The 25,935-nt window shown below is 69.0% G+C and carries 22 protein-coding genes; 7 read left to right on the top strand and 15 right to left on the bottom strand.

Going from position 1 to position 25,935, the window contains the following annotated elements:
• Positions 1-81 precede the first annotated feature (81 nt).
• The 4 genes from ACWDV4_RS25790 to ACWDV4_RS25775 form a co-directional block, all read right to left on the bottom strand.
• Positions 82-1,866 carry a CotH kinase family protein gene (locus ACWDV4_RS25790; protein ID WP_449983587.1) on the bottom strand — a complete coding sequence of 595 codons (1,785 nt, stop codon included), beginning with the start codon at positions 1,864-1,866 and terminating at the stop codon, positions 82-84.
• Positions 1,866-2,543 (bottom strand): DUF4956 domain-containing protein, encoded by a 678-nt coding sequence (locus ACWDV4_RS25785; protein ID WP_449983585.1) that lies wholly within the window; start codon positions 2,541-2,543, stop codon positions 1,866-1,868. The genes ACWDV4_RS25790 and ACWDV4_RS25785 overlap by 1 nt, the downstream gene beginning before the upstream one ends.
• Before the next feature lie 6 nt (positions 2,544-2,549).
• Complete coding sequence (locus tag ACWDV4_RS25780; protein ID WP_449983582.1) at positions 2,550-3,410, bottom strand: VTC domain-containing protein; 861 nt, start codon at positions 3,408-3,410, stop codon at positions 2,550-2,552.
• Positions 3,411-3,536: 126 nt separating this feature from the next.
• Positions 3,537-5,087, bottom strand: coding sequence for a phytoene desaturase family protein (locus ACWDV4_RS25775; protein ID WP_449983579.1), 1,551 nt, complete (start codon positions 5,085-5,087; stop codon positions 3,537-3,539).
• Positions 5,088-5,452: 365 nt separating this feature from the next.
• Here ACWDV4_RS25775 and ACWDV4_RS25770 point away from each other — a divergent pair, with 365 nt between their 5' ends.
• Genes ACWDV4_RS25770 through ACWDV4_RS25760 form a run of 3 tightly spaced genes read left to right on the top strand, consistent with a single transcriptional unit; the run spans position 5,453 to position 7,587 of the window.
• Positions 5,453-5,893: an XRE family transcriptional regulator gene (locus tag ACWDV4_RS25770; RefSeq protein ID WP_449983576.1), complete on the top strand. Its 441-nt coding sequence runs from the start codon at positions 5,453-5,455 to the stop codon at positions 5,891-5,893.
• Entirely contained in the window at positions 5,883-6,386 is a 504-nt protein-coding gene (locus tag ACWDV4_RS25765; RefSeq protein ID WP_449983573.1) for a hypothetical protein, read from the top strand. Before ACWDV4_RS25770 ends, ACWDV4_RS25765 begins: the two co-directional genes overlap by 11 nt.
• 4 nt (positions 6,387-6,390) lie before the next feature.
• Positions 6,391-7,587, top strand: coding sequence for an MAB_1171c family putative transporter (locus ACWDV4_RS25760; protein WP_449983569.1), 1,197 nt, complete (start codon positions 6,391-6,393; stop codon positions 7,585-7,587).
• On the opposite strand, the gene ACWDV4_RS25755 is transcribed toward ACWDV4_RS25760, so the two are convergent.
• Positions 7,588-9,027 carry a sensor histidine kinase gene (locus tag ACWDV4_RS25755; protein ID WP_449983732.1) on the bottom strand — a complete coding sequence of 480 codons (1,440 nt, stop codon included), beginning with the start codon at positions 9,025-9,027 and terminating at the stop codon, positions 7,588-7,590.
• A gap of 136 nt (positions 9,028-9,163) precedes the next feature.
• The gene (locus ACWDV4_RS25750; RefSeq protein WP_449983566.1) at positions 9,164-9,910 is read right to left on the bottom strand and encodes a response regulator transcription factor; all 747 of its coding nucleotides are present in this window, start codon (positions 9,908-9,910) and stop codon (positions 9,164-9,166) included.
• Positions 9,911-10,100: 190 nt separating this feature from the next.
• Between ACWDV4_RS25750 and ACWDV4_RS25745 the strand changes: the two genes are divergently transcribed.
• The 3 genes from ACWDV4_RS25745 to ACWDV4_RS25735 all read left to right on the top strand — a co-directional run bounded on the left by ACWDV4_RS25745 (position 10,101) and on the right by ACWDV4_RS25735 (position 12,322).
• Positions 10,101-11,012 carry an FAD:protein FMN transferase gene (locus tag ACWDV4_RS25745; protein ID WP_449983563.1) on the top strand — a complete coding sequence of 304 codons (912 nt, stop codon included), beginning with the start codon at positions 10,101-10,103 and terminating at the stop codon, positions 11,010-11,012.
• A gap of 206 nt (positions 11,013-11,218) precedes the next feature.
• A complete protein-coding gene (locus ACWDV4_RS25740) occupies positions 11,219-11,632 on the top strand; it encodes an SgcJ/EcaC family oxidoreductase (RefSeq protein WP_449983560.1) in 414 nt (137 codons plus the stop codon).
• 78 nt (positions 11,633-11,710) lie between these two features.
• Entirely contained in the window at positions 11,711-12,322 is a 612-nt protein-coding gene (locus tag ACWDV4_RS25735) for a superoxide dismutase (protein WP_449983557.1), read from the top strand.
• 57 nt (positions 12,323-12,379) lie between these two features.
• Here the strand turns inward: ACWDV4_RS25735 and ACWDV4_RS25730 are convergent, their stop codons facing one another.
• From ACWDV4_RS25730 to kdpF, 6 genes are all read right to left on the bottom strand, one after another.
• A complete protein-coding gene (locus ACWDV4_RS25730; protein ID WP_449983554.1) occupies positions 12,380-13,060 on the bottom strand; it encodes a response regulator in 681 nt (226 codons plus the stop codon).
• Positions 13,057-15,597 (bottom strand): DUF4118 domain-containing protein, encoded by a 2,541-nt coding sequence (locus ACWDV4_RS25725; protein ID WP_449983551.1) that lies wholly within the window; start codon positions 15,595-15,597, stop codon positions 13,057-13,059. The genes ACWDV4_RS25730 and ACWDV4_RS25725 overlap by 4 nt, the downstream gene beginning before the upstream one ends.
• 102 nt (positions 15,598-15,699) lie before the next feature.
• A complete protein-coding gene (locus ACWDV4_RS25720) occupies positions 15,700-16,581 on the bottom strand; it encodes a potassium-transporting ATPase subunit C (protein WP_449983548.1) in 882 nt (293 codons plus the stop codon).
• Positions 16,581-18,794, bottom strand: coding sequence for a potassium-transporting ATPase subunit KdpB (gene kdpB / locus ACWDV4_RS25715; RefSeq protein ID WP_449983545.1), 2,214 nt, complete (start codon positions 18,792-18,794; stop codon positions 16,581-16,583). Before kdpB ends, ACWDV4_RS25720 begins: the two co-directional genes overlap by 1 nt.
• A gap of 23 nt (positions 18,795-18,817) precedes the next feature.
• Positions 18,818-20,473 carry a potassium-transporting ATPase subunit KdpA gene (gene kdpA / locus ACWDV4_RS25710; protein WP_449983542.1) on the bottom strand — a complete coding sequence of 552 codons (1,656 nt, stop codon included), beginning with the start codon at positions 20,471-20,473 and terminating at the stop codon, positions 18,818-18,820.
• Positions 20,474-20,563: a K(+)-transporting ATPase subunit F gene (gene kdpF, locus ACWDV4_RS25705; protein WP_184538190.1), complete on the bottom strand. Its 90-nt coding sequence runs from the start codon at positions 20,561-20,563 to the stop codon at positions 20,474-20,476.
• A gap of 327 nt (positions 20,564-20,890) precedes the next feature.
• On the opposite strand from kdpF, the gene ACWDV4_RS25700 reads away from it, so the two are divergent.
• On the top strand, positions 20,891-22,765 hold the full coding sequence (locus ACWDV4_RS25700) for a heavy metal translocating P-type ATPase (RefSeq protein ID WP_449983538.1): 1,875 nt from the start codon (positions 20,891-20,893) through the stop codon (positions 22,763-22,765).
• 53 nt (positions 22,766-22,818) lie between these two features.
• Here ACWDV4_RS25700 and ACWDV4_RS25695 read toward each other — a convergent pair whose 3' ends face one another.
• From ACWDV4_RS25695 to ACWDV4_RS25685, 3 genes are all read right to left on the bottom strand, one after another.
• Positions 22,819-23,277, bottom strand: coding sequence for an Lrp/AsnC family transcriptional regulator (locus ACWDV4_RS25695; RefSeq protein ID WP_449983535.1), 459 nt, complete (start codon positions 23,275-23,277; stop codon positions 22,819-22,821).
• Positions 23,278-23,341: 64 nt separating this feature from the next.
• Positions 23,342-24,481, bottom strand: a complete 1,140-nt coding sequence (locus ACWDV4_RS25690; protein WP_449983532.1) for an acyl-CoA dehydrogenase family protein — start codon at positions 24,479-24,481, stop codon at positions 23,342-23,344.
• A complete protein-coding gene (locus ACWDV4_RS25685; RefSeq protein ID WP_449983529.1) occupies positions 24,478-25,593 on the bottom strand; it encodes a M24 family metallopeptidase in 1,116 nt (371 codons plus the stop codon). The genes ACWDV4_RS25690 and ACWDV4_RS25685 overlap by 4 nt, the downstream gene beginning before the upstream one ends.
• Positions 25,594-25,935: the final 342 nt, after the last annotated feature.

Here is a 25,935-nt window from a genome sequence, read left to right as displayed (position 1 = left end):
CCGAAGACGTAACCGAGCTTCGTGGCAGGCGGAATGGGCCGGAGCCACCGTCACAGATCGGTGCCCCGGCCCACCCCCGCGCTAGCCCTTAGTGATTACCTCGTTCTTGGCGAGGCTCTCGGTACGCTGCTGAACAAGTGTCCTCAGCTGCTCGGCTTCGGTGGCGCCTGCCTCTGCCTGGTAGCCCTCGACAGTGGCCAGTACACCGCTGACCGCGTCAATGATCTCCAGTGCTCGGCCACTGCCGTACAACTGCTGGTAGAGCTCGCGATAGGCGTTCTCGTAGACCTCGGTGAAGGCGTCGCTCGCCAGGAACCGTTCCTTGAGCTTGTGCCCCATGTTGAACCCGTTCCGCTGGCCGTCCGCACCCGGCCCAGCCGCGCCGTCCGCACCGGGCGGAGCCGCTCCGGTGGGTCCAGCCGCCCCCTCGTTGCCCTGCCCGGCTTGCTGGCCCGCTGGTGGCGTAGCCGAAGCCGACGCGGAAGGCTGTTGAGGCGTCTGACCGGTCCCCTGGCCAGTAGTGGCGCCACCCCCTGGGCGACCCATCCCACCCCGCATGCCGCCCATGGATCCCGAGTCGTGCGGGCCCTGCGTGGCGCTGCCGCTGAAGGCGAGATTGTGGTCCCAGCTGATCACGCTGAACTTCTTCGTATCCAGGTCGTACCAGAGGTAGTAGTTACGTCCGGGGCCGGCCATGTCGTCGAAGTTGAGCAGCAGGTTCTGCATCGCGACGTACCGGGCGAACGACTGCACGTCGACGTAATCGGCGAGGTGCGCGGCGAACTCCTCGTCACTGGCCTCGGTGACCCACTTGATCAGATTGATCACCGGTTGCAGGTCCTGGCTCCCCTTCTTGTTGATCTGGTTGAAGTCGTCCTGGTATTCGACCGGATCCTCACCCTGATATTCGAACCGGCTGGTGCTCAGCGACTTGTACAGCACCCCCGGGGAGTCGAACTGGTCGGCGAAGTGCTCGTCGGGATGTTCCACGACCAGCCGGGCAACGGTAGGCCGGTCGTTGACCGTGAACGAGCTGTACGTGTACCGCTGGGCGGGCTCTCCCGCCGTCTCGAACAGGGACAACGCCAGCGCCTCGTTGAGCACGTTGGCTCCACCGCCCATCCCGGCGACCCGTACCGCGATCTCCTGGTGTCCCTGGTAGCGACGCCCCTCGACGAACTCGTCGAAGCTGATCAACCATGGCAGGTCTTCAGGCTCCTCAGCTGCCAGCGATGCCCGGCCGCCCGGACCGCCACCGCCCGGTCCACCACCGCCGGGACCCGCACCGGCCGGCAAGTCACCGCCTGGGAAGTCACCGCCTGGGAAGCCGCCACCCGGGAAGCCGCCACCGGCCGGCGGGCCACCGGCCCGGTCACCACCATTCGGAGCACCCTCCGGACGGTCGCCGCTCCGGTTCTGGCGGGCCTCCCCGTTGCGGGTCAGCCCCATCAGCGTGGAGTTGCCCTTGAGGCGGATCCCGACGCTCGGCACAGCGGTTCCGTCGATCATCAGATCCGCCTCGACGTACTCCTTCTCACCGTTGGCAAAGTACTCGTCGAGCATCCGCTGATAGTCGGCGTCCCGGAAGGTCAGCGAGATGCTGTGCCCGGTGGTCGCGTCGAACAGATCCTGACGGCCAGCGAGGTCGACCGTCACCGCATCGCCGGACTCGTCGCTGTGGCTGCTGACGTACGGCCGGATCCGATCACTGCCGAACCCGAGGGTCAACACGGTCAGAAAGGCCACACAGACCGTCAACAGCTTCCAGTAGTGCCGCACCCGTAGCGGAATCCGGTCCTTGAGTCGCCCGACCACCGACCGGCGGACCGGCCGCGGCACGGGTGCCGCCGGTAGTGGCGTGGTCATCACAGATCCGTCTGGTCGTAGCCGGTCAGAACGGTCACCCGCTGCCCCGCCGTCCGCTCACTCAACGCCGAGATCAGTTCACCGGGCTTGGCGCCCTTCTTGAGCCGTACGCTGTACAGCAGCTCAGTGAGGGCTCCGCCGCGAATGGACTCCAGGCTCACCAGCTCAAACTCGGAAGTGTGCCGCAGCAACACGTCCTGGATGTTCGCGGTGTAGTCCCCGTCCGGCGGCACCTGCACCTTGACCACCTGCCGCTGCACGTTCAACTGGAACCAGCTGAACCGGTACATCACCAGGACGACCAGGCCAATCGCGACGGTCGCGATGACCGCCAGGGTGTAGAACCGAGTGCCGCAGGCCATTCCGACGCCCATGGTAAGGAAGATGAACCCGACATCCCGGGTCTCCTTGATGGCGTTACGGAAGCGCACCACCGACAGCGCACCGACGAGCGCGAAGGCGCGGGCGATGTTCGACCCCACCACCAGCATGATCAACGAAACCAGCATCCCGAGGATGACCAGGGTCTGGACGTAGGACTGGCTGTAGGAGACATTGCGATGGGTGGCTCGGTAGATCCAGCCGATCACCGCACTGAGTACGAACGACAGGGCGAGCGCGATCGTTATGTCGCCGACACTGAAGGTGCCGGAGAGATCTTGCACGTTGAATTCCATTGCTGCTTATCCCTCGCCTTGGAAAGCCATTGACGACAGTTCGTCGCCAGCATCATCGGAAATGTGGAATATCGATCGTGGCGCACGCCCGAAGGCTTCGACGCTCTGGCAGTACTTCGACACCCGGACCACCGACAGGTTCGTCCGAGCCGCTAGATCGGTGAGCCAGTACGGCACCCGCTCATTCGCCTTGACCTCCAGCACGGACTTCGACGGCGGGATGATGAACCGATTCTCCGAATCAGCCCCCAGATGGAAGTCCCGATCCCGTCCGCGCACCCGGTGATCCAGGGTCACCCGAAGGCCCAGGTCCGATTCCCGGCCGACGAAGGCCTGCCGTTGGTAGCCGGTCATCGCCACCGGCCGTAGATCCAAGCCCGACACCAGGCCGAGCACCTCCTCAACGAAGGCCGACTGAGCCGGTGCGTGATCGACCATCACCCGCTCGTCACAGAGCCGCCGAGCCAGCCGGTATGGCAGGGCAACCCGACGTTTCTGGGTGACCCGGTTGACCCGCTGCTTGATCTCGACATAGACGGTGGTGTCGTCATCGACGTTGAACCGATCTCCGTAATGCCGGATCCGGATCTTGCGACGGAACCGCAACCCTTCGATCTTTTCCCAGTAGAAACGCAACCGTGTGGTGTCGTAGTAGACGCTCCACACGCCGTATCCGCCGTTCGCACCATGACTGTCCGGATCCAACCGCTTGGCCAGTTCGTCCCTCAACGCGGGCACCAACGACGCATCCACCAGATACTTGACCTCGTACCGGTTGAACGCGTGCAGTTTGCTGGGTGCCCGCAGGGCATGGCCGGCCTGATCATCACCGGGTCTGGTGCGCGCCGTTCCTCTCTCGTCGGTCACGAGAAGCAAGCCAACCCGATCAACATCGGAACAAGCTCGGAACGAGCTGTGAAGACCTGTGAAACAGAAGGTGAATTCGTCCGGTCGGCTGGTCCAGATTCGGTCAACGATCACCGTCGACCCAGGTCAGCGGTTGCTGTGGACCCCGAGGCAGCCGATGGCCGTACCGTCCGCCAATCCGGAGGATTCGATGAAGCAAAGTGGGTCGGCCCGGATACCGAACCGGTGTCGCAGCGCCCGACCGGCGGCGTGCAGCCCGGCCATGCCGTGCACGCCCGGCCCCGGCGGGGTGGACGACGAGCAGAGATACACCCCGGGCAACGGGGTGCGATACGGGTCCCAGCGCGGGACCGGCCGCATCACCTGTTGCCAGGCCGTCGCGGCACCGCTGGAGATGTCCCCACCGACATAGTTGACGTTGTGCCTCGCCGCGTCGGCGGCAGGAATCACGTGGGTGGCCAGGATCAGGTCCCGGAACCCGGGGGCGAACCGCTCCACCTGGGCGACGACCTGGTCGCTGACATCCCGGGGTGAACCGTTCGGCACGTGCGCGTACGTCCACAGCACCTGCCGCCCGGCCGGGGCGCGGGTGTCGTCGACCACCCCTGGCTGGGCCGCCAACACATAGGGGCGGGTCGCGTGCCGGCCGGTGGCCACCGCCCGCTCGGCGGCCACCGCTTCCGGCCGGGCGCCAACCAGGTGCAGGGTGCCGGCCCGATCCAGGTCGGGCGCGGTCCAGGGCACCGGACCGGAGAGCGCAAAGTCGACCTTGCACACCGCACCGCCGTACCGGAAGGAGCGCAGTTGGCGGGCGTAGCCGGCGGGCAGCGCGTCGCCAGCGATGTGGAGCAACCCGGCTGGTGTGACGTCGAGCAGGACGGCGCGGGCCGGTGGAAGCTGCGCCAGCGTGTCGATCCGGGTGCCGGTGACGATCCGTCCGCCCAGGCGGACCAGTTCGGCGGCCATCGCCCGGATGATGGCCGCACTGCCGCCCCGCGGCATCGGCCACCCGACGGCGTGTCCGAGCGCGGCCAACAGCAGCCCCGCGCCAGCGGGCACCAGGGACCGGGGCGGTGCGATCGCGTGGGTGGCGACCCCGGTGAGCAGCGCGGGTGCCGTCGCGTCCCGGAACCGGGCCGACCACAGTGGCGAGCCCTGCTCCAGGATCCGCAGGCCCAACCGCAGTGCGGTTGCCGGGTGGCGGGGGACGCTACGGAAGTCGGACATGATGGTGGCGACCAGCGGCCGCCAGTGTGTGGCCAGCGGGCCGAGCAACGATCGCCACGCCGGCCCGTCGACCCCCAACCCCTCGGCCGTACGGTCGAGGTCCCGCCAGGCCAGACCGGCCCGCCCTCCGTCGAGCGGGTGGGCGTACGCGACCTCCGGCTGGAGCAGTTCGACACCGTGTGCGGCCAGGTCGAACGCCTGGAAGAACGGGGAGGCCAGGGCCATCGGGTGCACCGCCGAGCACACGTCGTGCCAGAAGCCCGGCAGGGTGAGCTGTTCGGTCCGGGCGCCGCCACCGATCGTGTCGGCAGCCTCGTATACCTCAACGCTGAGGCCGGCACCGGCAAGGACGAGCGCTGCGGCCAAACCGTTGGGTCCGGCACCGACCACCACCGCGTCGACTCGGGGCCGAAGCCCGGCACCGGTTCCGGCCGCCATCGTCTCGCTCACTGCACTATCTTCTCCCGACCCCCGGCCGGTCACACCAGGGATGGTTCCCTTTGGCCATGTGGCATGTGTGGGTCGGCCGGCACAGTGTGGTGTGCCGAGGTGGAAGAAGAGCTGGACGAGCCCCCGGCGCCCGTCCAGCGCAACCGATTCAGTGGTACGCAGACGAGCCGGTGTGCCGCGGGGGACGACACACCGGCTCGGTCCCGTGTTGCTTACCTCGTACCTCCTCAGCACCAAGCTGAGATGGAAGACGATGACCTGATGATTCATTTCAGTTCAAAGCTCCCCCGCTAGAATCTCCGAGGAAGTCCGCCCCGTCAATACCGTTGCGGGGATCTGTCCATTCCGGAAGGAGGAGTGGCTGAATGGCCCAACCCACCGACCGGTCCACCCTGGCCGAGAAGATCAACCGGCTCTTCGAGATCATCCGGCGCCCGGATCGGGAGCAGTACCGCAACGAGGAGGTCGCCAGCGCCTGCCGCGAGGCGACCGGGGAGACCTTCTCCGCCACCTACCTCTGGCAGTTACGCACCGGCCGACGGGACAACCCCACCAAACGACACCTGGAGGCGCTCGCCCAGTTCTTCCAGGTACCGCCGGCCTACTTCTTCGACGACGAGCAGAGCGCCCGGATCGCCAGCGAGCTGGAGTTGCTGGGGGCGTTGCGGGACAACACCGTACGGCAGATCGCCCTCCGGGCGGTCACCCTGTCCCCGGAGGGGCTCGACACCATCAGCGACATGATCGAGGCAATCAGCCGACGGGAGGCACGCCGAAACGCGACGGCGGGGCGCGATGGCGGTTGACCGCAGCATGTGGTGCCGGTGCAAACAAATCGTCGAGGCGCTGGCGATTCCCGCGCCATTCGACCCGGCGGGATTCGTCGCTGCACTGGCCCGCCAGCGCGGTCGCCCAGTGGAACTGGTGCCAATGTCCGGCCAGGCCACCCACTGCGGTGCCCTCGTCGCCACCGACCAGGCCGACTACATCTTCTACTCGGCCAGCACCACCCGTCTGCACCAGGACCACATCCTGCTACACGAGGTGGGGCACCTGCTATGTGGACACATCGGCGACACCACCCTCGACGTGCTGCCCCGTCTCCTGCTGCCCAACCTCTCCAGCGACCTGGTCCGGAGGGTCCTCGGCCGGTCCGACTACACGGCCGACCAGGAGCAGGAGGCCGAACTCGTCGCCTCGATGATCGCCCAGCGAGCCCGACGACGCGCCAGTGGCACCACCTCCCCCGAGGTCGCCGACGGTCTGGCCCGACTCGGGTCCGTATTCGACACCCGCTGAGCGAATGAACTGGATCAACTACTGCGCCTGTGCCCTCACCGTCGGGGTCAGCGGTTACAAGCTGCTCCGCGTACGGCGTGACCGACGCGCCTCCGGCCTGCGCTACCTGTCGGCCTTCTTTTTCTTTCTGGGGCTGGGACTGGCCACCATGGCACAGCCGACCCTGATCCTGGCCAGCCACTTCGAACCCGTACCCAACCTTGCCCGGCTGGTCGGCAACGGACTGGAGATGACCGCCGCCTACTTCCTCGGGGCGCTCGGGCAGAGCATCGCCCGGCCGCAGCACACCCGGCAGTGGCTGCGGCGGCACGGAATCATCCTGGCTGCGGCCATCGCGCTGATGGCCACCCTCCTACTGCTGGCAGACACCCAGCACACCCTGAACTTCGTCAACGTCTACTCCCGCGATCCGCTGGTGGTCGGTTACCTGGCCGTGTTCTTCCTCTACATCGCCGCCAGCCTGGCCACCTTCATCCACAGCGTCGGCGGCTACGTGCGCCACATCGAGGCCACGGCGCTACGGGTGGGGCTACGGTTCGCGGTCGCCGGCGCGGCTCTCGGAATCATCTGGGCCGGCTGGTCCGGGGTACGCCCGATGATCACCCTGACTACCGGACGGTCACTGGCCACCACCCTGCCGGTGGGCTCGGCGATCGGGGCGATCTGTGTGGTCCTCTGGCTGATCGGGGCGACCCTCACCGCCTGGGGCAACCGACTCACCGCGCCGCTACGTTGGGGACGTGCGGTACTTCGCTACCGGCAGATCCAGCCGCTGTGGCGCACCCTGCACGAGGCGGTACCCCAGGTCACCCTCACCACCACCCCCCGATTGGCAACCGGAGCGGAGTTCGCGCTCTACCGCCGGGTCATCGAAATCCGCGACGCGCAGTTGGTTTTACGCCCGTACGCCCACCCGGAGGTGGCCCGGTGGGTCGGCCCGGCTGCAGATCCGGCCACCCTGGAGGCGGCGGTGATCGCCGCCGCGCTGGCCGGGCACGCCGCCGGACGCAACTATGGCGCCGAGCATCCGGTCCAGGACATCGATCCCTCCCTGGCCGCGGAGAGCGCCTGGCTCGCCCGGGTCGCCTGGCGCTTCCACCATGCGCCCGAGGTTCAGCGGGTACGCCAACTGGCCGCCGCCGAAGCCCAAGAAACAGCCGAGCGGCCCGGACCGGTACGAGGCGAGTTGGCTGGTGACTGATCAGGACGGTGGGTCGGCGACGAGCCCGGGAAGTCGTACCGTGAAGACGGTATGTCCCGGCTGGCTGACAACGGTGACCGTGCCCTCGTGCGCCGCCACGATGGCCGCCACGATCGCCAGTCCGAGGCCGGTGCTACCGGCGGCCCGCGATCGGGACGTGTCTCCCCGGCTGAACCGCTCGAAGACCTCCGGCTGCAACTCGGCCGGGATGCCCGGCCCGTCGTCGGCGACGGTGATCTCGGCGGTGCCGTCACCGGGCGCCGACAGGCCGGTCGTGACGGTGGTGCCGGACGGGGTGTGGGTACGGGCGTTGGTCAACAGGTTCGCCAGGATCTGGGGTAACCGGACCGGATCACCGACCACCTGCAGCGGCTCGGCGGGCAACTCCAGCCGCCACCGGTGCTCCGGCCCGGCCGCATGGGCGTCGCTGACCGCGTCGACCGCCAGCGCCGACAGGTCCACCGGCTCGGTGGCCAACGGCCGACCCGAGTCCAACCGGGCAAGCAGCAGCAGGTCATCGACCAGGCGGGTCATCCGGGCGCTGGCCGACTCCACTCCGCGCAACGCGTGGGCGACGTCTGCCGGTACTGGCTCCCGGCCCCGGCGGGCGAGTTCGGCGTAGCCGCGGATCGCTGCCAGCGGCGTACGCAACTCGTGACTGGCGTCCGCGACGAACTGACGTACCCGGGTCTCGCTGGCCTGCCGGGCGGTGAGCGCGGCGGCGACGTGCCCCAGCATCCGGTTGAGCGCGGCACCAACCTGCCCCACTTCGGTGCGCTGGTCGGTGTCGGTGGCCGGCACCCGGACCCGCAACGCCACCTCTCCCCGGTCCAACGGCAGCTCGGCGACGCGACCGGCGGTCGCCGCCAGCCGCCGTAGCGGGCGCAACGCGGCCCGCACGATCAAGGCACCTGCCGTACCGGCGATCAGCAACCCGGCACCGGCTATCCCCGCCTGGAGCGCGACCATCCACCAGACGGTTCGCTGCACCTCGGCCAGCGGCAGGCCGGTGACGAACACGTCGCCATCGGGCGTGCGGCGGGCGACCAGGCGGTAGTCCCCCAGTTCGCCGAGATCCCGGGAACGAGGCCGGCCGTCGGTGGGCAACGCCAGCAGGGTGGACCGCTGCGCAGCCGGTACCGGCTGCTGCTCGGTCGCGGCGTCCGGCCGGAAGGTGGCGGCCCAGACGAGCTGTCCGTCCTCCACCTTGGCGGTAAGGGTTCCGGCAGCTTGGCCCCGGAAGAACCCGTCCCCACCGGGGGCTGGCCAACCCAGCGGCCCGCCTGCCCGGGTGGCCGCCGTACCGAGACGTTGATCAAGCTGGTCGACCAGAAAGTTGTCCAGCGCCACCGTGGTGACCACACCGATCGCCACGCACACGACGGCGAGCAACGCCAGTACCGCCGCCACCAGTCGGGTGCGCAGCGAGCGACCGGCCAGCCACCGCCGGACCGGGCCGACCTGCCGCCGCCACCACCGCCGGATGCCATCCGCCGCTCGCGACCACCACCGCCGGTTGGCCTGCGGTGACCGGTCCGCCGCCGAGGGGACGTGCGACTGGTCGTCGGGTCGACCGTCAGTCGGCGGGCTTGAGGACATACCCCGCACCACGCAGCGTATGGATCATCGGCTCCCGGCCAGCGTCGATCTTCTTACGCAGATAGGAGATGTACAGCTCGACCACATTGGCCTGGCCGCCGAAGTCGTAGTTCCACACTCGGTCCAGAATGTGCGCCTTGCTCAGTACCCGCCGCGGGTTACGCATAAGGAACCGCAGCAGCTCGAACTCGGTCGCGGTCAGCGAGATCAGCTGCCCGCCCCGGCGTACCTCGTGGCTGTCCTCGTCCAGGGTCAGGTCGCCCACCACCAGCATCGCCTCCTCCTGGGGAGCGATCGCCACCCCGGCCCGCCGCATCAGGGCCCGAAGCCGGGCCACCACCTCCTCCAGGCTGAACGGTTTTGTCACATAGTCGTCACCGCCCACGGTCAGCCCGGCGATCCGGTCCTCGACGGCGTCCCGGGCGGTGAGAAACAGGATCGGCACGTCGGGAAGGTGCCCGCGTAGCCGCCGGAGCACCTCGAACCCGTCCAGGTCGGGCAGCATGACGTCGAGTACGACGACGTCCGGTCGGAACTGTCTCGCCACCCGCACCGCGTTGGTGCCGGTGTTCGCGCCCTGCACCTGCCATCCCTCGTAGCGCAGTGCCATGGCGAGCAGGTCGGTCAACGTCGTCTCGTCGTCGACCACCAGCACCCGTACCGGCTCGCCGTCGGGTCGGCGCAACTCGACCTGGCTGCCGGTGGATCGTGGATCGGTGCCCATAACCTGCATGATGCCGCTGCTGGCTGGGTCTGTCCTCTGGGTCGTCTGTGTGTCACCTGTGCGATCGCCGTACCGCCCGGCCACGAGACGGCCACCAGCGTTGTCACAGCTGACTCACAGGTTCGTCACACCACCGATACAGCCACCGTCGCGAGGCTGACCGGGCCACGGGTAGTGACGGGAGCGGCGTATGCGGACGGCACGATGGGCGTATCGGGGAACACCGGTACGGGTCACGGTCACCGACCCAACCGTCATGATCGGTGCCCGGCGACTGGTGATGGCCGAACTTGTGAAGATCAACCGGGTCTACGCCCGAGGCCGATCCGACACCGAGCTGGCCCGGGCGCACCGGGCGGCGGGACAGCCGGTGCGGGTCAGTCCCCCGCTGAGTGACCTGGTGACGGCCGCGCTCTCCGCCGCCGAGTTGACCGATGGGGACGTCGACCCGACCATCGGAGCAGCTCTGCTGCGGCTACGGCTGTGTCGGCCGTGGCTATCAGGTAATGGCGTATCCCCGGCCGGCCCAGCGCTCCCGGCCGGCCCGGTGGACGGCTGGCGGAGCGTCCTCCTGCACCAGGGGCACCTGACGGTGCCACCCGCCGTGGTGCTCGACCTGAGCGCGATCGTGAAGGCGTACGCCGCCCAGCGCTGCGCGGACCTGCTCGCCGCCCGGTACGACGACGGCGCGCTGGTCGGCCTCGGCCGGTGTGTCGCCACCGCCGGAGCCCTCCCGACGGATGGTTGGCCGGTCTCCCTCGGCACCGAACGGATCATGCTGGCCGGTGGCGCCGTGGCCACCTCCTCCGGCCTGGACCACGACCCGCCCGGCTTCGGCATCGTCGATCCACGCACCGGTCAGCCACCGGCCCAGCAGTGGGCCGGCGTATCCGTGGCGGCGGCGAACTGTGTCGATGCGAAGGCGTTGAGCGTCGCTACGGTGCTGCGCGGCTACGACGCCGTGCCGTGGCTGGAGTCGCTCGGGGTGGCCGCCCGGCTGGTCACGGTGGACGGCACCCGCAAGTCGGTCGGTGCCGGGATGGAGCGGCCAGGCACCTGGCCGGTGTGGCACCCTGCGCCCGCTCTGGCGCCGGCCCGGTAGTCCTCCAGCAGCGGCGCGACCCGGTGCCACGTGGTGTGGGTACGCGGATGCCCGTACAGCAGCGAGCGGCCTTCCCCACCCAGGGCCGACAGCCAAACCCGGGGATGTCACGACCGGGCGTCGTACGAGCGGGCTGGTGTGTAGTACGACTGATCACTCTGGAACGTCTGGACCTCAAGTCCGCTTGAGGTCATACGGTCGGTCCCATGAGCGCGATGACCATCGACGAAGAGACCCGCAAGGCCGAAATCAAGGCGATCAGCCAGGTGGTCGCCACGGTCGAACATAGCCAGAACAACGAGCTACCCGACGAGTTCGTCAGCCTGTTCCGGGCCGACGCGATCTGGACGACCGGCCACGGCAAACGGCTGTTCGGCCGCGACGCGATCTCGGCCTTCACCCACCAGGTGCTGCCTGGCGGGATGCGCGGATCGACCGTCACCTTCGAGGTCGAACACGTGCTGTTCATCCGGCCCGACGTGGCTGCCGTCAAGGTCCGTCAGGTCTATCGGAACACCGAAGGTGAGGACGTCGGCACCCCGCTGTTCGTCATGGCGAAGGAGGACGGGCAGTGGCGGCTGACCGCGTGCCAGAACACCGGGGTGCTCAGCGATGGATGAGCCCACCGACCACTTATTGCATACATGGCAAACAAGTAAGCCTTGCATTATCACCTCCCCGGCCGAAAGGGTCCGAACGTGAGCACCTACACCCTGCCCGACCTGCCCTACGACTACGCGGCGCTGGAGCCGCACGTCAACGGACAGATCCTTGAGCTGCACCACGACAAGCACCACGCCGCGTACGTCAAGGGCGCCAACGACAGTCTCGAACGCATCGCGGAGGCCCGCGACAAGGGCGAACTGACCGGCATCGTGGGGCTGGAGAAGACGCTCGCCTTCAACCTCTCCGGGCACGTGCTGCACTCGCTCTACTGGCAGAACATGTCGCCGGACGGCGGCGGGCGACCCGAGGGCGACCTGGCCGAGGCGATCACCGAGCACTTCGGCTCGTTCGAGGCGTTCCACGCCCAGATGTCGGCGGCCACCACCCTGGTGCAGGGTTCCGGCTGGGGTGTGCTGTCCTACGAGCCGGTCGGCGGCCGGCTCATCGTCGAGCAGGTCTACGACCACCACGGCAATGTCGGCATCGGCTCGGTGCCGCTGCTCGCCTTCGATGCCTGGGAGCACGCCTACTACCTGCAGTACCGCAACGTCCGGCCGGACTTCGTCAAGGCCATGTGGGAGATCGTGAACTGGCCGGACGTGGCGGCCCGGTACGCCACCGTGATCGCCGCCCGCAGGGGCTGAGGCGAGGCACCACTGCCGGGGTTGGGCCGACGCGCTCCGGCCAGGAGCGGGTATGGGCTACGGCTGGAAGCGGTAGCCCATACCCGGCTCGGTCAACAGATGCCGGGGCCGGGCCGGGTCGTCCTCCAGTTTGCGCCGCAACTGGGCCATGTACTGCCGCAGATAGTTCGTCTCGGACTGGTACTGCGGACCCCACACGTCGTGCAGCAGCTGCCGCTGACTCACCAGCCGGCCCGGGTTGCGGGCCAGAATCTCCAACAGGTGCCACTCCGTTGGCGTCAGCCGGACCTCGGTGCCGTCGTCGGCACGTACGACGTGCGCGGCCAGGTCGACCGTGTGCCGTCCGATCACGACCGCCGGCACCGCCTCCCCCGCTCCCGCGGTACGTCGCGTCACCGCTCGTACCCGGGCCAGCAGCTCGTCCACCCCGAACGGCTTGGTGACGTAGTCGTCGGCCCCCGCATCGAGCGCGGCGACCTTGTCCTGGCTGCCGGCCCGGCCGGAGAGCACGATGATCGGTACGTTGGTCCAGCCGCGCAACCCACGAATCACCTCCACTCCGTCCATGTCGGGCAGCCCAAGGTCGAGCACCACCAGGTCCGGATGATGGCTGGCGGCCAACCGCAGCGCGGCGGCACCGTCGGCCGCCACGGCCACGTCGTAGCGGCGGGCGCGTAGGTTGATCCGCAACGCACGCAGGATCTGCGGTTCGTCGTCGACCACGAGCACCCGGGTCACCGGCTCTCTCCTTCCGCCGAGGGCAGGCTGAGCACCAGCGTCAGTCCCCCGCCGGGCGTGTCCTCCGGCACCAGGCTGCCGCCCATCGCCTCGGCCAGTCCCCGGGACAGGGCCAGTCCGAGCCCCACACCGGCATGATTGTCGCGGTCACCGTAGCGCTGGAAGGGTAGAAAGACCTGTTCCCACTCCTCGTGCGGAATGCCCGGCCCCTGATCCACCACTCGCAGCTCGACCTGTCCGCCATGTTCGCTGGCGGTGACCAGGGGCGGCTGGTCCGGCGGACTGAATCGCAGGGCATTGGCCACCAGGTTGACCAGCACCCGTTCCAGCAGCCCTGGGTCGGCCAACACCGCCGGCACGTGAGCGGGAAGTCGTACCTGGACCTGCCGGGCCGGCTCACCCAACTCGTCCAGCGCCGGTGGTACGGCGTCCTCCAGCCCGATCGGCGTCAGCGACAGGCCCAGCACCCCCGCCTGCAACCGGCTCATGTCCAACAGATTCGCCACCAACTGCCCGAGCCGGTCCAACGACTCCTCCGCCGTGGCCAGTAGCTCGTCCCGGTCGGCCTCGTCGAACTCGACCTCCACGCTGCGCAGACTGGTCACCGCTGCCTTCGCGGAAGCCAACGGGGTACGCAGGTCGTGGCTGACCGCCGCCAGCAGGGCGGTACGCATCCGGTCGGCCTCCGCCAACGGCCGGACCGCTGCCGCCTCCTCACTGAGTCGCTCCTGGCGCAGCGCCACCGCCGCCTGCGCGGCGAACGCCTCGACGATGCGTCGATCGGCGGCGTCCAGCAGCCGACCACTGAGCACCAGGGACAGGTTCTCGTCGACCCGTACGTCGACGTCACCGGAGGCCGGGGTGGTGCACGGTTGCGGGCCGACGCTGGCGGCGATCCGCCAGGCACTGGGGTCATGTTGCAGGTCCGGGCTGGGCGGTGCGTCCGGTACCCGTTCCAGCAGGGTCACCGTACGCAGGGTGAAGGTCTCCCGCAGCCGTTCCAGCAGCGCGGTCAGCGGTCGAGCACCCCGCAGTACCCCACCCGCGACGGTGGCCAGGGTCTGCGCGTCGGCGCTGGCCCGAGCGGCCTCCCGGGTCCGCCGGGCGGCCAGGTCCACCACTGCGCTCACCGCCGCCGCGACGACGAGGAAGACCGCGAGCGCGAGCAGGTTCTCCCGCTCGGCGATGGTGAAGTCGCGGGTGGGCGGGGTGAAGAAATAGTTGATCAGCAGGGAGCCGACCACCGCCGCCAGCAGCGCCGGCCACAGTCCGCCCACCAGCGCCACCCCCACGACCCCGGCGAGGAACACCAGGATCTCGCTGGTCAATGACAGGGCGTCCTCGAGGAGAAGCCCCCCGTACGTGAGCAGTGGCATGCCCACCACGCCCAGCGCGAACCCGGCCAGCCGTCGGCGGCGGGACAGTGCGCTGCCGACGGAGACTTGTTGCCGCCCCCGCCCGATCTGTTCGTGCGTGACCAGATGGACGTCGATCGACCCGGACCGCGCGGTGGTGGTCACCCCGACCCCGGGCGAGAGCAACTGGGCGAACCGGCCCCGGCGGCTGGCCCCGAGGACGATCTGGGTGGCATTGACCCCCCGGGCGAAGTCGAGCAGCGCCGCCGGGACGTCGTTGCCCGCCACCTGGTGGTAGGTGCCGCCGAGGCTCTCCACCAGCACCCGCTGCCGGGCCAGCTGGGCCGGGTCCGCGCCGACCAGCCCGTCGCTGCGGGCGACGTGTACGGCCAGCAGGTCGGCACCCTTGCCGCGGGCCGCCACTCGGGCGGCCCGGCGGATCAGGGTCTCCCCCTCGGGGCCGCCGGTGAGCGCCACCACCACCCGCTCCCGGGCCTCCCAGGTGGCCCCGATGTCGTGATCGGTACGGTAGCGGCCCAGCTGTTCATCCACCTTGTCGGCCAGCCAGAGCAGGGACAGCTCGCGCAGGGCGGTCAGGTTGCCGATCCGGAAGTAGTTGCCCAGCGCGGCATCGATCTTGTCGGGGCGATAGATGTTGCCGTGTGCCATGCGGCGGCGTAGCGCCTCCGGGGTCATGTCGACCAGCTCGACCTGCTCGGCCCGGCGGACGATCTCGTCCGGTACGGTCTCCCGCTGCTTGGCCCCGGTGATCTGCTCCACGACGTCGTTGAGCGACTCCAGGTGCTGGATGTTGACCGTGGACAACACGGTGATGCCGGCGTCCAGCAGCTCCTGTACGTCCTGCCAGCGTTTGAGGTTGCTGGAGCCCGGGACGTTGGTGTGGGCCAGTTCGTCGACGATGGCCACCTCGGGGCGTCGCGCCAGGACCGCGGCCAGGTCCATCTCGGTGAACTCCACGCCGCGATAGCTCATCGTCCGCCGAGGGATCACCTCCAGGTCACCGATCATCGCCGCGGTGGCCTTCCGACCGTGGGTCTCGACGAACCCGACGACCACGTCCGTTCCCCGCTCGGCCCGCCGGTTCGCCTCCTCCAGCATCTCGTAGGTCTTACCTACACCCGGGGCCGCCCCGAGGTAGATCCGCAACTGCCCACGTGCCACGTATCAATCCTGCCCTCGCATGTTAGGAAGGGCCCCTTCCTATCGTTTTCTGTATAGCAAGGGGCCCTTCCTAACGCCTCAACACCTCAACGCCACGGCGCCTCAGCGGCGGATCGGTAGGTCCCGGTCCAGGGCGAGGTTGAGCCCCAGTACGTCGACCACCGGTTCCCCCAGAAAGCCCAACTGGCGCCCGGAGGTGTACGCGTCGACCAGCCGCTGCACGGTGGCAACGTCACTGCCCCGCTCCCGGGCCACCCGGGGCACCTGGAGCCGGGCGTACGCGGGACTGATGTGCGGGTCGAGACCGCTGCCGCTGGCGGTGACCGCGTCGACGGGGACTGCGGGCTCGGCCGGCGCGTCGCCCCGTACCGGGGTGACCAGGCCACCTCGGTAGTCCTCGCCGGGCCGGGCGCACTCGACGGTGATCCCGGCGTAGGTCGACAGAAACGGCGTCACCGGGCAGGCCTGGTTGACGCTGACCACCCGGATCACCGGCCCGGTCAGCCCGTCGCGTCGGTACACCGACAGGACCGCGCCGACCCCGTCGTTGGTGCAGTACGGCCGGCGCCCGTCCACGCCGTCCAGTTCACCGATCGCCCGGCTACGGGCGCAGACCTGGGTGAGCAGGCTCTGCGACGCCTCCTCCGGATCGTCGGAGAGGGTGTCCACCACGCTCTCCGGCCCGAGGTTGCTGGCGCTGGTGGAGGTCGGGTCGTAGCCGTCCCCGGCAGCCGAGGGGCGGCTCTGGAAGTAGGCCGGCAGCGGGTTGCCGTCGGCGTCGGTGAACGACTGCCCGATCATCCGACTGCCGATCACCTTGCCCCCGCCGTCACGAACGAGCGAGCCGTCGGTCCGGTCGGCCAGGCCGGGCAACCGGCCGATGGCCACCATGGCCAGCGGGTAGACCAGCCCGAGCAGAACGGTGAGGACCAGGACCGCGCGCAGTGCGGCAAGGTGCTGGGACAACCAGGTCGGTAAACGCATCACGAGATCCCTGGGATGAACTGGATGAGAAGGTCGATCAGTTTGATGCCGATGAACGGGGCGACGATGCCGCCCAGGCCGTAGATCCACAGGTTGCGGCGCAGCAGGGCCGCCGCGCTGCTCGGCCGGTAGCGCACTCCACGTAGCGCCAGCGGTACGAGCGCCACGATGATGATCGCGTTGAAGATGACCGCGGACAGGATCGCGGATTCGGGGCTGGACAGCCGCATGATGTTGAGCGTGTCCAGGCTCGGGTAGACGGTGGCGAACATCGCCGGGATGATCGCGAAGTACTTGGCGATGTCGTTGGCGATGGAGAACGTGGTCAGCGCGCCCCGGGTGATGAGCAGTTGCTTGCCGATCTCGACAATCTCGATCAGCTTGGTCGGGTCGGAGTCCAGGTCCACCATGTTGCCGGCTTCCTTGGCCGCCGACGTACCCGTGTTCATCGCCACCCCGACATCGGCCTGGGCCAGCGCGGGTGCGTCGTTGGTGCCGTCGCCGGTCATCGCGACCAGTCGACCGCCCTCCTGCTCCTTCCGGATCAGGGCGAGCTTGTCCTCGGGCGTGGCCTCGGCCAGGAAGTCGTCCACCCCGGCCTCGTCGGCGATGGCCTTGGCGGTACGGGGATTGTCGCCGGTGATCATGATGGTCCGGATGCCCATCCGGCGCATCTCGTCGAAGCGTTCCCGCATCCCGCTCTTGACCACGTCCTTGAGGTGGATCACCCCGAGGGCGCGGGCCGGAGCGCCCTCGACGTGCTCGGCGACCACCAGTGGGGTGCCACCACTACCACTGATCGCGTCGACGATCTGCCCGACGGCGTCCGAGGGGTGACCGCCGTTGTCGCGTACCCACTTCATCACGGCGGTGGCCGCACCCTTGCGGATCTGCCGTACCCCGCCGTCGACCCCCTCGGCGCCCAGGTCCACGCCGCTCATCCGGGTCTGCGCGGTGAACGGTACGAAGGTGGCGTGCGGCACCACGCCCTCCTCGCGGGCCCGCAGGCCGTACTCGTTCTTGGCCAGTACGACCACCGAGCGGCCCTCGGGAGTCTCGTCGGCGAGGCTGGCCAACTGGGCGGCGTCGGCCACCTCCTCCGAGGTCACCCCCTCGACCGGCAGGAACTCGGCGGCCTGGCGGTTGCCCAGGGTGATGGTGCCGGTCTTGTCCAGCAGCAGGGTGTCCACGTCGCCGGCCGCCTCGACCGCCCGACCGCTCATCGCCAGCACGTTGCGTTGGACCAGACGGTCCATTCCGGCGATCCCGATCGCCGACAGCAGCGCGCCGATGGTGGTGGGGATCAGGCAGACCAGCAGCGAGGCGAGCACGATGCCGGTGATCCCGTCGGCGGTGATCGCGGCGCTGTCCTGGGCGGCGGCCTGGTAGTCCTTGGCGAAGATGGCCATCGGCTGGAGGGTCACCACCGCCAGCAGGAAGATCAGGGTGAGCGCGGCAAGCAGGATGTTCAGTGCGATCTCGTTGGGCGTCTTCTGCCGGTTGGCCCCCTCGACCAGGCTGATCATCCGGTCGATGAAGCTCTCCCCCGGCTTCTGGGTGATCCGTACGACGATCCGGTCGGAGAGCACCCGGGTGCCGCCGGTGACCGCGCTGCGGTCACCACCGGACTCGCGGATCACCGGTGCCGACTCACCGGTGATCGCGGACTCGTCCACGCTGGCGATGCCCTCGACGACGTCCCCGTCGCCCGGGATCACGCCGCCGGCCTCGATCAGCACGATGTCGTCGGGCATCAACTCCGGGGCGGCGACCGCCTCCTCTCGGTACTGGGCCGGCCGGGCACCCGGGGTCCAGCCGACGAGACGAGTGGCGATGGTGTCCTTGCGGGCCTTCCGCAGCGTGGCCGCCTGGGCCTTGCCGCGGCCCTCCGCGACGGCCTCGGCAAGGTTGGCGAACACGACGGTCAGCCACAGCCAGATGGTGATCGCCCAGGCGAAGACGCTCGGGTCGATGATGGCGAGCACCGTGGTGAGCGCCGCGCCGATCTCGACGATCAGCATCACCGGGTTGCGCCACAGTGTGGCGGGGTTGAGTTTGCGTAGCGCGTCGGGCAGCGAGCGGATCATCTGCCGGGGATCCAGCAGGCCGCCGCCGACCCGCCGACCCGGTTCACCGAGGGATGGGCGGGTACCCGATCCTCCGGTCGGTGGCAGCTCGTCCACCGGGGCGGGCGCCGCAGGGGTGACAGTCATCTTCTCTTTCCTCAGCAGGTCTCTCACAGGCCTTCGGCCAGCGGGCCGAGGGCGAGCGCGGGTAGGAAGGTCAGCGCCACCAGCACCACGGTCACACCGACGACCATGCCGACGAAGAGCGGTCGGTGGGTCGGCAACGTGCCGTCGGTTTCGGGTACGGGTCGCTGCCGGGCCAGGGATCCGGCCAGGGCGAGTACCAGGACGATCGGTATGAATCGGCCGAGCAGCATGCACAGCCCGAGCGCGGTGTCCCACCACGGGGTGTTGACGGTGATCCCAGCGAAGGCCGAGCCGTTGTTGTTGCTGGCGGAGGTGAACGCGTAGAGCACCTCGGTCAGCCCGTGCGGCCCGACGTTGAGCGCGGTGGTGTTGTTGCCGGTGGCGAAGGCGGCGGCCGTACCGGCCAGCACCAGGGTCGGGGTGACCAGGAAGTACATCGAGGCGAGCTTGATCTCCCGGGCCCCGATCTTCTTGCCCAGGTACTCCGGGGTGCGCCCGACCATCAGGCCGGCGACGAAGACGGTGATCACGGCGAGGATGAGCAGGCCGTACAGCCCGGCCCCGACACCGCCCGGGGCGACCTCGCCCAGCATCATGTTGACCAGCGGCATCATGCCGCCGAGCGCGGTGTAGGAGTCGTGGAACGAGTTGACCGCGCCGGTCGAGGTCAAGGTGGTGACCGCAGCGAAGGTCGCCGAGTTGGAGATCCCGAACCGGGACTCCTTGCCCTCCATGGCCGCCCCCACCGCCTCCGGCACGGTGCCGTTGCCGGTCAGCTCGAACACGTTGGTGAGGGCGATGTTGGCCACCGCCAGGACCGCCATCACGGCCACGATGGCGTAGCCCTGCCGGTTCTGCCCGACCATCCGTCCGAACAGCCGGGGCATGCAGAACGGGATGACGAAGATCAGGAACATCTGTAGCCAGTTGGTCCACGCCGTCGGGTTCTCGAAGGGGTGGGCGCTGTTGGCGTTGTAGAAGCCTCCTCCGTTGGTGCCCAGCAGTTTGATCACCTCTTGGCTGGCCACCGGGCCGCCGGTGATCGTCTGGGTACCGCCGACCAGCGTGGAGACCTCCGTACCACCGGAGAGGTTCTGCACCGCGCCGCCGATCATCAGCGCGATGACACCGAGCACCGAGATGGGCAGCAGGATCCGCAGGGTGATCCGGACCAGGTCCACCCAGAAGTTGCCCAGCTGCTCGGTACGACTCCGGGCGAAGCCCCGGACCAGGGCTACCGCCACCGCGATGCCCACCGCCGCCGAGACGAAGTTCTGTACCGCCAGCCCGGCCATCTGCACCAGGTGGCCCATGGTCGACTCACCCGAGTACGCCTGCCAGTTGGTGTTGGCGACGAACGAGACGGCGGTGTTCCAGGCGATGTGGTCGGTGACCGGGTCGAGCCCCAGGGACAGCCAGAGCTTGTCCTGGACGCGCATCAGACCGTAGAGGAACAGCAAGGACAGGGCCGAAAAGGCCAGCAGGCTGCGGGCGTACCGGCCCCAGGACTGCTCCGTGGCCGGGTCCACCCCCACCACCCGGTAGATTCCCCGCTCCACCCGCGCATGCGCGGTGGCGGTGACCACCCGGAACATGTAGTCGCCCAGCGGGCGGTAGACCGCCACCAGGGCGGCGCCGAGCGTGACGATGAGGATCACGCCCGCGGTCGTCGTAGTCATCTAGAAACGCTCCGGAAACAGCAGGGCGACCACCAGGAAGACGGCCAGCCCGGCCGCCACGATCAGACCGATCAGATTGACCGCGTTCACAGTCGCTCCACCGCCCGCACGAGCAGGGTGAGAGCCGCGAACAGTCCCACTGTCAGCAGCACGAACACGACGTCGAGCACCGAACGTCTCCTCCACAACAGGTCAACCACGGCCATGACCGACCGCGTCAGACCATGCAAACGCCCCTGGCCAGCTTCGATAACCACTCCTGACGGTCCCGCTACGGCCGGGTCCGTGTTCTTGACGCCGTCTTGACACCGGGGTTCGGGGGCCGTGCCGTTTCGGGGCTGCGCCGTTTCCGGCGTGGCTCAGCGATCGGATTGCGAGGATCGGTACGGGCAGCGAGTGCCCGGGAGGCGAAGGACGATGAGATCGTGGCTGGCGCGATGGCGCAGCTGGTGGGAGTGGGCACCGTTGATCGGCCTCAGCATCGTGGTCGTCGCCGGTGGGGTGCTCTGGTTCACCGGCCCACGCTGGAGCGCCGAACTGCTCTGGGCCGCCGCGACGGTCGGCACACTGCTGCCCACCGCATACACGGTGGTCCGCTCGTTGTTTCACCGGCACTTCGGAGTCGACGTGATCGCGGCGCTGGCACTCCTGGGTGCCCTCGTCATCGGCGAGTACCTGGCCGGCGCGGTGATCGCGCTGATGCTGGCGACCGGCCGGGCCCTGGAGGAGTACGCCCAGCGTAGAGCAACGCGTGACCTGCACGAACTGCTCAGCCGGGCACCCCGGACGGCGAAACGACGTACTGCGGGCGGCGGGGTCGAGGTGATCGATCTGGAGGCGGTCCAACCCGGGGACCGGCTACTTGTGGGCCCAGGCGAAGTAGTAGCGGTCGACGGCCACACCGAGGAGGCCGCGTCGATCGACGAGTCGGTGGTGACCGGCGAGTCCCGGCCGGTCGAACTCGGGCCGGACCAGCCGGTGGCCAGCGGTGTGGTCAACGCTGGGGCGGCGTTCGGCATGCGGGCCACGGAGACCGCAGCCCACAGCACCTACGCCGGAATCGTCCGGCTGGCGCAGGAGGCCACCGCCCGGAAGGCGCCGGTGGTCCGGCTCGCCGACCGGTACGCGGCGGCCTTCGTACCGTTCACGCTGATCGTCGCCGGCCTGGGCTGGGCGGTATCCGGCTCGTTCAGTCGGGCGGTGGCGGTCCTGGTGGTGGCGACCCCGTGCCCCCTGCTACTGGCCACCCCGATCGCGATCGTCTCCGGTGTGTCCCGAGCTGCCCGCCGAGGCGTACTGGTCCGCGACGGCGGCTCGCTGGAGGTGCTGGGGCGGGCCCGGACGCTGCTGGTCGACAAGACCGGCACGCTGACCGAGGGCCGCCCGGCGACGGCGGAGACGGTGGTGGCACCGGGGCTACAACCGGACGAGGTGCTTCGGTTGGCCGCGTCGGTCGAGCAGCTGTCCCAGCACGTGCTGGCCACCGCGATCGTCCGGGAGGCCGCCGCCCGCCAGCTGAAACTGGCGATTCCCGAGGAGGTGACCGAGGAGCCCGGACGAGGGGTCGGCGGACGGGTCGAGGGGCGCCGCGTACAGGTCGGGCAGGTGAGCGCCGAGCTGCCCGACTGGGCCGAGCAGACACGACAGCGGGCGGACCGGGAAGGCATGTCGGTGGTCTGGGTCAGCGTCGAGGGCGAGGTGGCCGGTGCGCTGCTGCTCCGCGATCCGGTACGCCCCGACGCGGTGCCCACCATCGACCGGCTGCGGCAGGCCGGGTTCACCCGGATCCTGATGCTCACCGGGGACCAGCCGCCGGTGGCCGAGCGGGTGGCCCGGATCGTCCGGGTCGACGACGTCGTACCGCTGTGTCGTCCCGAGGACAAGGTCGAGCGGGTACGGGCCGAGTCGGAGCACGCCGTGACGGTGATGGTGGGTGACGGCATCAACGATGCTCCGGCGCTGGCCGCCGCCGACGTCGGAGTGGCGATCGGCGCGAGCGGGGCGACCGCCTCGGCGGAGGTCGCCGACGCGGTACTGACCGTCGACCGGCTGGACCGGCTCGCCGAAACCGTGGAGATCGCCCGATACGCCCGACGGATCGCCGTGCAGAGCGCGACGGGCGGGATGGGGCTGGCCGTCATCGCCATGATCGTGGCGGCGGCCGGTGCGCTTCCCCCGGTCGCCGGGGCGTTCCTCCAGGAGGGGATCGACGTCGCGGTCATTCTCAACGCCCTGCGCGCGTTGTCCGGCGGCGTACGCGACCAGCCGACCACCCCGCAGCAGTCCGGGTAAATCGGTTCGCAATGCCTACAGTGGAGAGCGCTCCGGCGTCACCACCGCTGCGGCTAGGCGGTCTGCGCGTGCCCGATCTTCGGCGGGCGGGCCTCGTACGGCGTGGAGAGCACCACGGTGGTGCGGGTGGTGACGCTGGCCGCGGTACGGATCTCCTGCAGCACCCGTTCCAGGTCGGCTGGCCCGGCCACCCGGATCAACAGGAGGTAGAAGTCCTCCCCCGCTACCGAGTAGCACGAGTCGATCTCGGGCAGGTGGGCCAGCCGTTCCGGGGCGTCATCGGGTTGGGACGGGTCGAACGGCCGGATCGCCACGAACGCGGTCAGGGGCAGCTCCAGGGCTTCATACGAGACCTTTGCCGTGTATCCCTTGATGACTCCGCGTTGTTCCAGTCGGCGCACCCGCTGATGTACCGCGGACACCGACAGACCCACCTTTTCCGCAAGATCCGTGTAGGAAAGGCGGCCGTCGACGGTCAGCGCGGCGATGATAGCCCGATCGATGTCCTCCACAGCCAGGAACCTACACGCAGTAACTGAGTTTCGTGGTGCTGCCGATCGCGCGTCGAGTCGTTCATCACCGTGCGAGGGAACGGGAAATGACCATCCGCTGGATCTGATTGGTCCCCTCGACGATCTGAAGCACCTTTGCCTCTCGCATGAACCGTTCTACCGGATGATCGGCGACGTAGCCGGCGCCCCCCAGAATCTGCACCGCGTCGGTGGTCACCCGCATCGCCATGTCGGAGGCGAACAACTTGGCCTTCGCCGCCTCGATCGAGTAGGGCCGGCCAGTGTCGCGCAGCCGGGCAGCGGTCAGCATCAGCGCCCGCGCGGCGGACACCTGGGTGGCCATGTCAGCGATCAGGAAACCCAACCCCTGGAAGTCGATAATGGAACGTCCAAACTGTTCCCGTTCCCGGGCATAGTTCACCGCGTAGTCCAGCGCCGCCTGGGCCAGCCCGACGGCGCAGGCAGCGATTCCGAGCCGGCCGGAATCCAGTGCGGTCATGGCGATGGTGAATCCGGCGTTCTCCGTTCCGATCAGCCGATCGGCCGATATCCGCGCGTCGTCGAAGGCGATCTGCGCCACCGGCGACGACCGCAGGCCCATCGTCCGTTCTGGAGTCTGTGGCACGATGCCCGGCGTGCCTCGGTCGGCGAGCAGGCAGGAGATGCCGGACGCTCCCGGGCCACCGGTACGGCAGAAGACGTTGTAGAAGTCGGCGATAGGGGCGTGGGTGATCCACGCCTTGGTACCGGATACGACGAATTCGTCGCCATCCCGTCGGGCCCGAGTGGTCAGGGCCGCCGCGTCAGACCCTCCCTGCGGCTCCGACAGGCAGTACGCCCCCAGCAGGTCACCGCCGATCATCTCGGGTAGCCGTTCCCGCAGTTGTTCGCTGCCGTAGGTAGCGACCGGGTAGACCGACAACGTGTGCACGCTGACCGCCTCAGCGACCGTCAGCCACCGGCTGGCCAGAATCTCCAGTACCTGTAGGTAAACCTCGTACGGCTGGGCGGCACCGCCGTACTCCTCGGGGTAGGGCAGCCCGAGCAGCCCGGCCCGGCCGAGGGTACGGAGCACCTCGCGGGGGAATTCGCCCCGGCTTTCGAACTCCGTCACCCGAGGGGCGAGTTCCCGGTCGGCGAGTTCCGTGGTGAGGGCGAGCAGGTCGTACGCCTCGTCGCTGGGCAGGATCCGGTCGACAGTCATAGCTGGGTGAGCTCCGTGGGGGTGAGGTTGAGCCGTTCCACGCCGTCCGGGGTACAGACGACGATGTCCTCAATGCGGGCCCCGTGTCGGCCCGCCAGATATATGCCCGGCTCGACGGAGAACGCCATCCCCGGTTCCATTGGGCGGGTGGCACCAGCCACGATGTACGGCTCCTCGTGGGTGTCCAGGCCGATCCCATGCCCGGTACGGTGCAGGAACTCCGGCCCGTAACCGCCCTCGGTGATGATTTTCCGAGCAGCCGCGTCCACCGTTTCGGGGGCGACCCCGGGACGTACCGCAGCGACCGCGGCCCGCTGTGCGGTGTGCAGGACCTGGTAGTAGTCGAGGAACGCGCTGGGCGGCCGACCACCGGTTGCATAGGTGCGGGTGGAGTCCGAACAGTAGCCGGACGGCATGGTGCCACCGATGTCGACCACCACCGGATCACCGGCCTCGATCAACCGGTCGGAGGGTTCGTGGTGTGGGCTCGCCGCGTTTGGTCCAGCGGCCACGATGACGAAGTCGACACTGGCGTGGCCGGCGTCCCGGATGCCCACCGCGATGTCCGCCGCGACCTGTGCCTCGGTGCGGCCGGGACGCAGCCATTCACCCATCCGGGCGTGTACCGCGTCGATCGCCGCACCGGCCGCACGTAGCGCCGTCACCTCGGCTGGGGACTTACGGATCCGCAGCTCACGCAGGGTCTCGCCGGCCAGTCGCTGGATCGCTCCAGGCAGCGTCGCCCGCAACGCGAGGACCTGCTCGGCCCACATCCGGTCACCGAGGCCGATCGCGCCGACCGGGCCGCCGAGGGCCTTCACCACCAACGGGTACGGATCCGTACCGTCGGCATGGTCGACGATGCGTATGCCGGTCCGGGACGCGGGGGATGCCTCGGCGGCGGGACGTTCCAGAGCCGGCACGATCAGAGTCGGTTCCCCCTCGGCAGGCAACACGAGGCAGGTAAGCCGCTCCAACGCATGAGCGTGGTAACCGGTCAGATAACGCAGATCGGACCCGGGTGGGATGATCAACGCGTCCAACCCGGCGTCGGCTGCGGCCCGCTGAGCGGCGGCCAGCCGGTACGGCGGAAAGAGATCGTCAACATCCACCCGATCAGCTTAACGGTCGTTCGGGTCGGTTACGAACAGCCTTTCCGCGACGTCCGGTTCATGCCTGGTTGCCCCCATGATCGACAGTGCTGGGTGTCCGGATCCGCGGAATGACCCCCCACCCCCAGGCGTTGAACCCACCGACGCCCGGAGCAGCACCCCACCCAGGCCGCCTCGGGAAGCCACCCCGGACCCCCGGACAGCCGCCCCCCGGCGCGCGTCCAACACTCCGGCAACCCGGCCGGCGGGAAATAGCCGGCCCACCCCGAGCGTTACATCCCCCGGGACACCGAGCAGGTCGCACCGACCCCGGCAGGTCCCCCCTTTTACTTGCTTCTTCTT

The sequence above is a fragment of the Micromonospora sp. NPDC003197 genome, assembly GCF_053590565.1.
This window is presented reverse-complemented; position numbering and strand designations above follow the sequence as displayed.

What these genes read in the sequence shown, in the direction of transcription:
- ACWDV4_RS25770 (WP_449983576.1), top strand. Translation starts at nt 5,453, where the DNA reads ATGGCCCAACCCACCGACCGGTCCACCCTGGCCGAGAAGATCAACCGG.
- ACWDV4_RS25750 (WP_449983566.1), bottom strand. Translation starts at nt 9,910, where the DNA reads ATGGGCACCGATCCACGATCCACCGGCAGCCAGGTCGAGTTGCGCCGA.
- kdpB (WP_449983545.1), bottom strand. Translation starts at nt 18,794, where the DNA reads ATGACTGTCACCCCTGCGGCGCCCGCCCCGGTGGACGAGCTGCCACCG.
- ACWDV4_RS25740 (WP_449983560.1), top strand. Translation starts at nt 11,219, where the DNA reads ATGAGCGCGATGACCATCGACGAAGAGACCCGCAAGGCCGAAATCAAG.
- kdpA (WP_449983542.1), bottom strand. Translation starts at nt 20,473, where the DNA reads ATGACTACGACGACCGCGGGCGTGATCCTCATCGTCACGCTCGGCGCC.
- ACWDV4_RS25790 (WP_449983587.1), bottom strand. Translation starts at nt 1,866, where the DNA reads ATGACCACGCCACTACCGGCGGCACCCGTGCCGCGGCCGGTCCGCCGG.
- ACWDV4_RS25690 (WP_449983532.1), bottom strand. Translation starts at nt 24,481, where the DNA reads ATGACTGTCGACCGGATCCTGCCCAGCGACGAGGCGTACGACCTGCTC.
- ACWDV4_RS25700 (WP_449983538.1), top strand. Translation starts at nt 20,891, where the DNA reads ATGAGATCGTGGCTGGCGCGATGGCGCAGCTGGTGGGAGTGGGCACCG.
- ACWDV4_RS25745 (WP_449983563.1), top strand. Translation starts at nt 10,101, where the DNA reads ATGCGGACGGCACGATGGGCGTATCGGGGAACACCGGTACGGGTCACG.
- ACWDV4_RS25785 (WP_449983585.1), bottom strand. Translation starts at nt 2,543, where the DNA reads ATGGAATTCAACGTGCAAGATCTCTCCGGCACCTTCAGTGTCGGCGAC.
- ACWDV4_RS25720 (WP_449983548.1), bottom strand. Translation starts at nt 16,581, where the DNA reads ATGCGTTTACCGACCTGGTTGTCCCAGCACCTTGCCGCACTGCGCGCG.
- ACWDV4_RS25760 (WP_449983569.1), top strand. Translation starts at nt 6,391, where the DNA reads ATGAACTGGATCAACTACTGCGCCTGTGCCCTCACCGTCGGGGTCAGC.
- ACWDV4_RS25765 (WP_449983573.1), top strand. Translation starts at nt 5,883, where the DNA reads ATGGCGGTTGACCGCAGCATGTGGTGCCGGTGCAAACAAATCGTCGAG.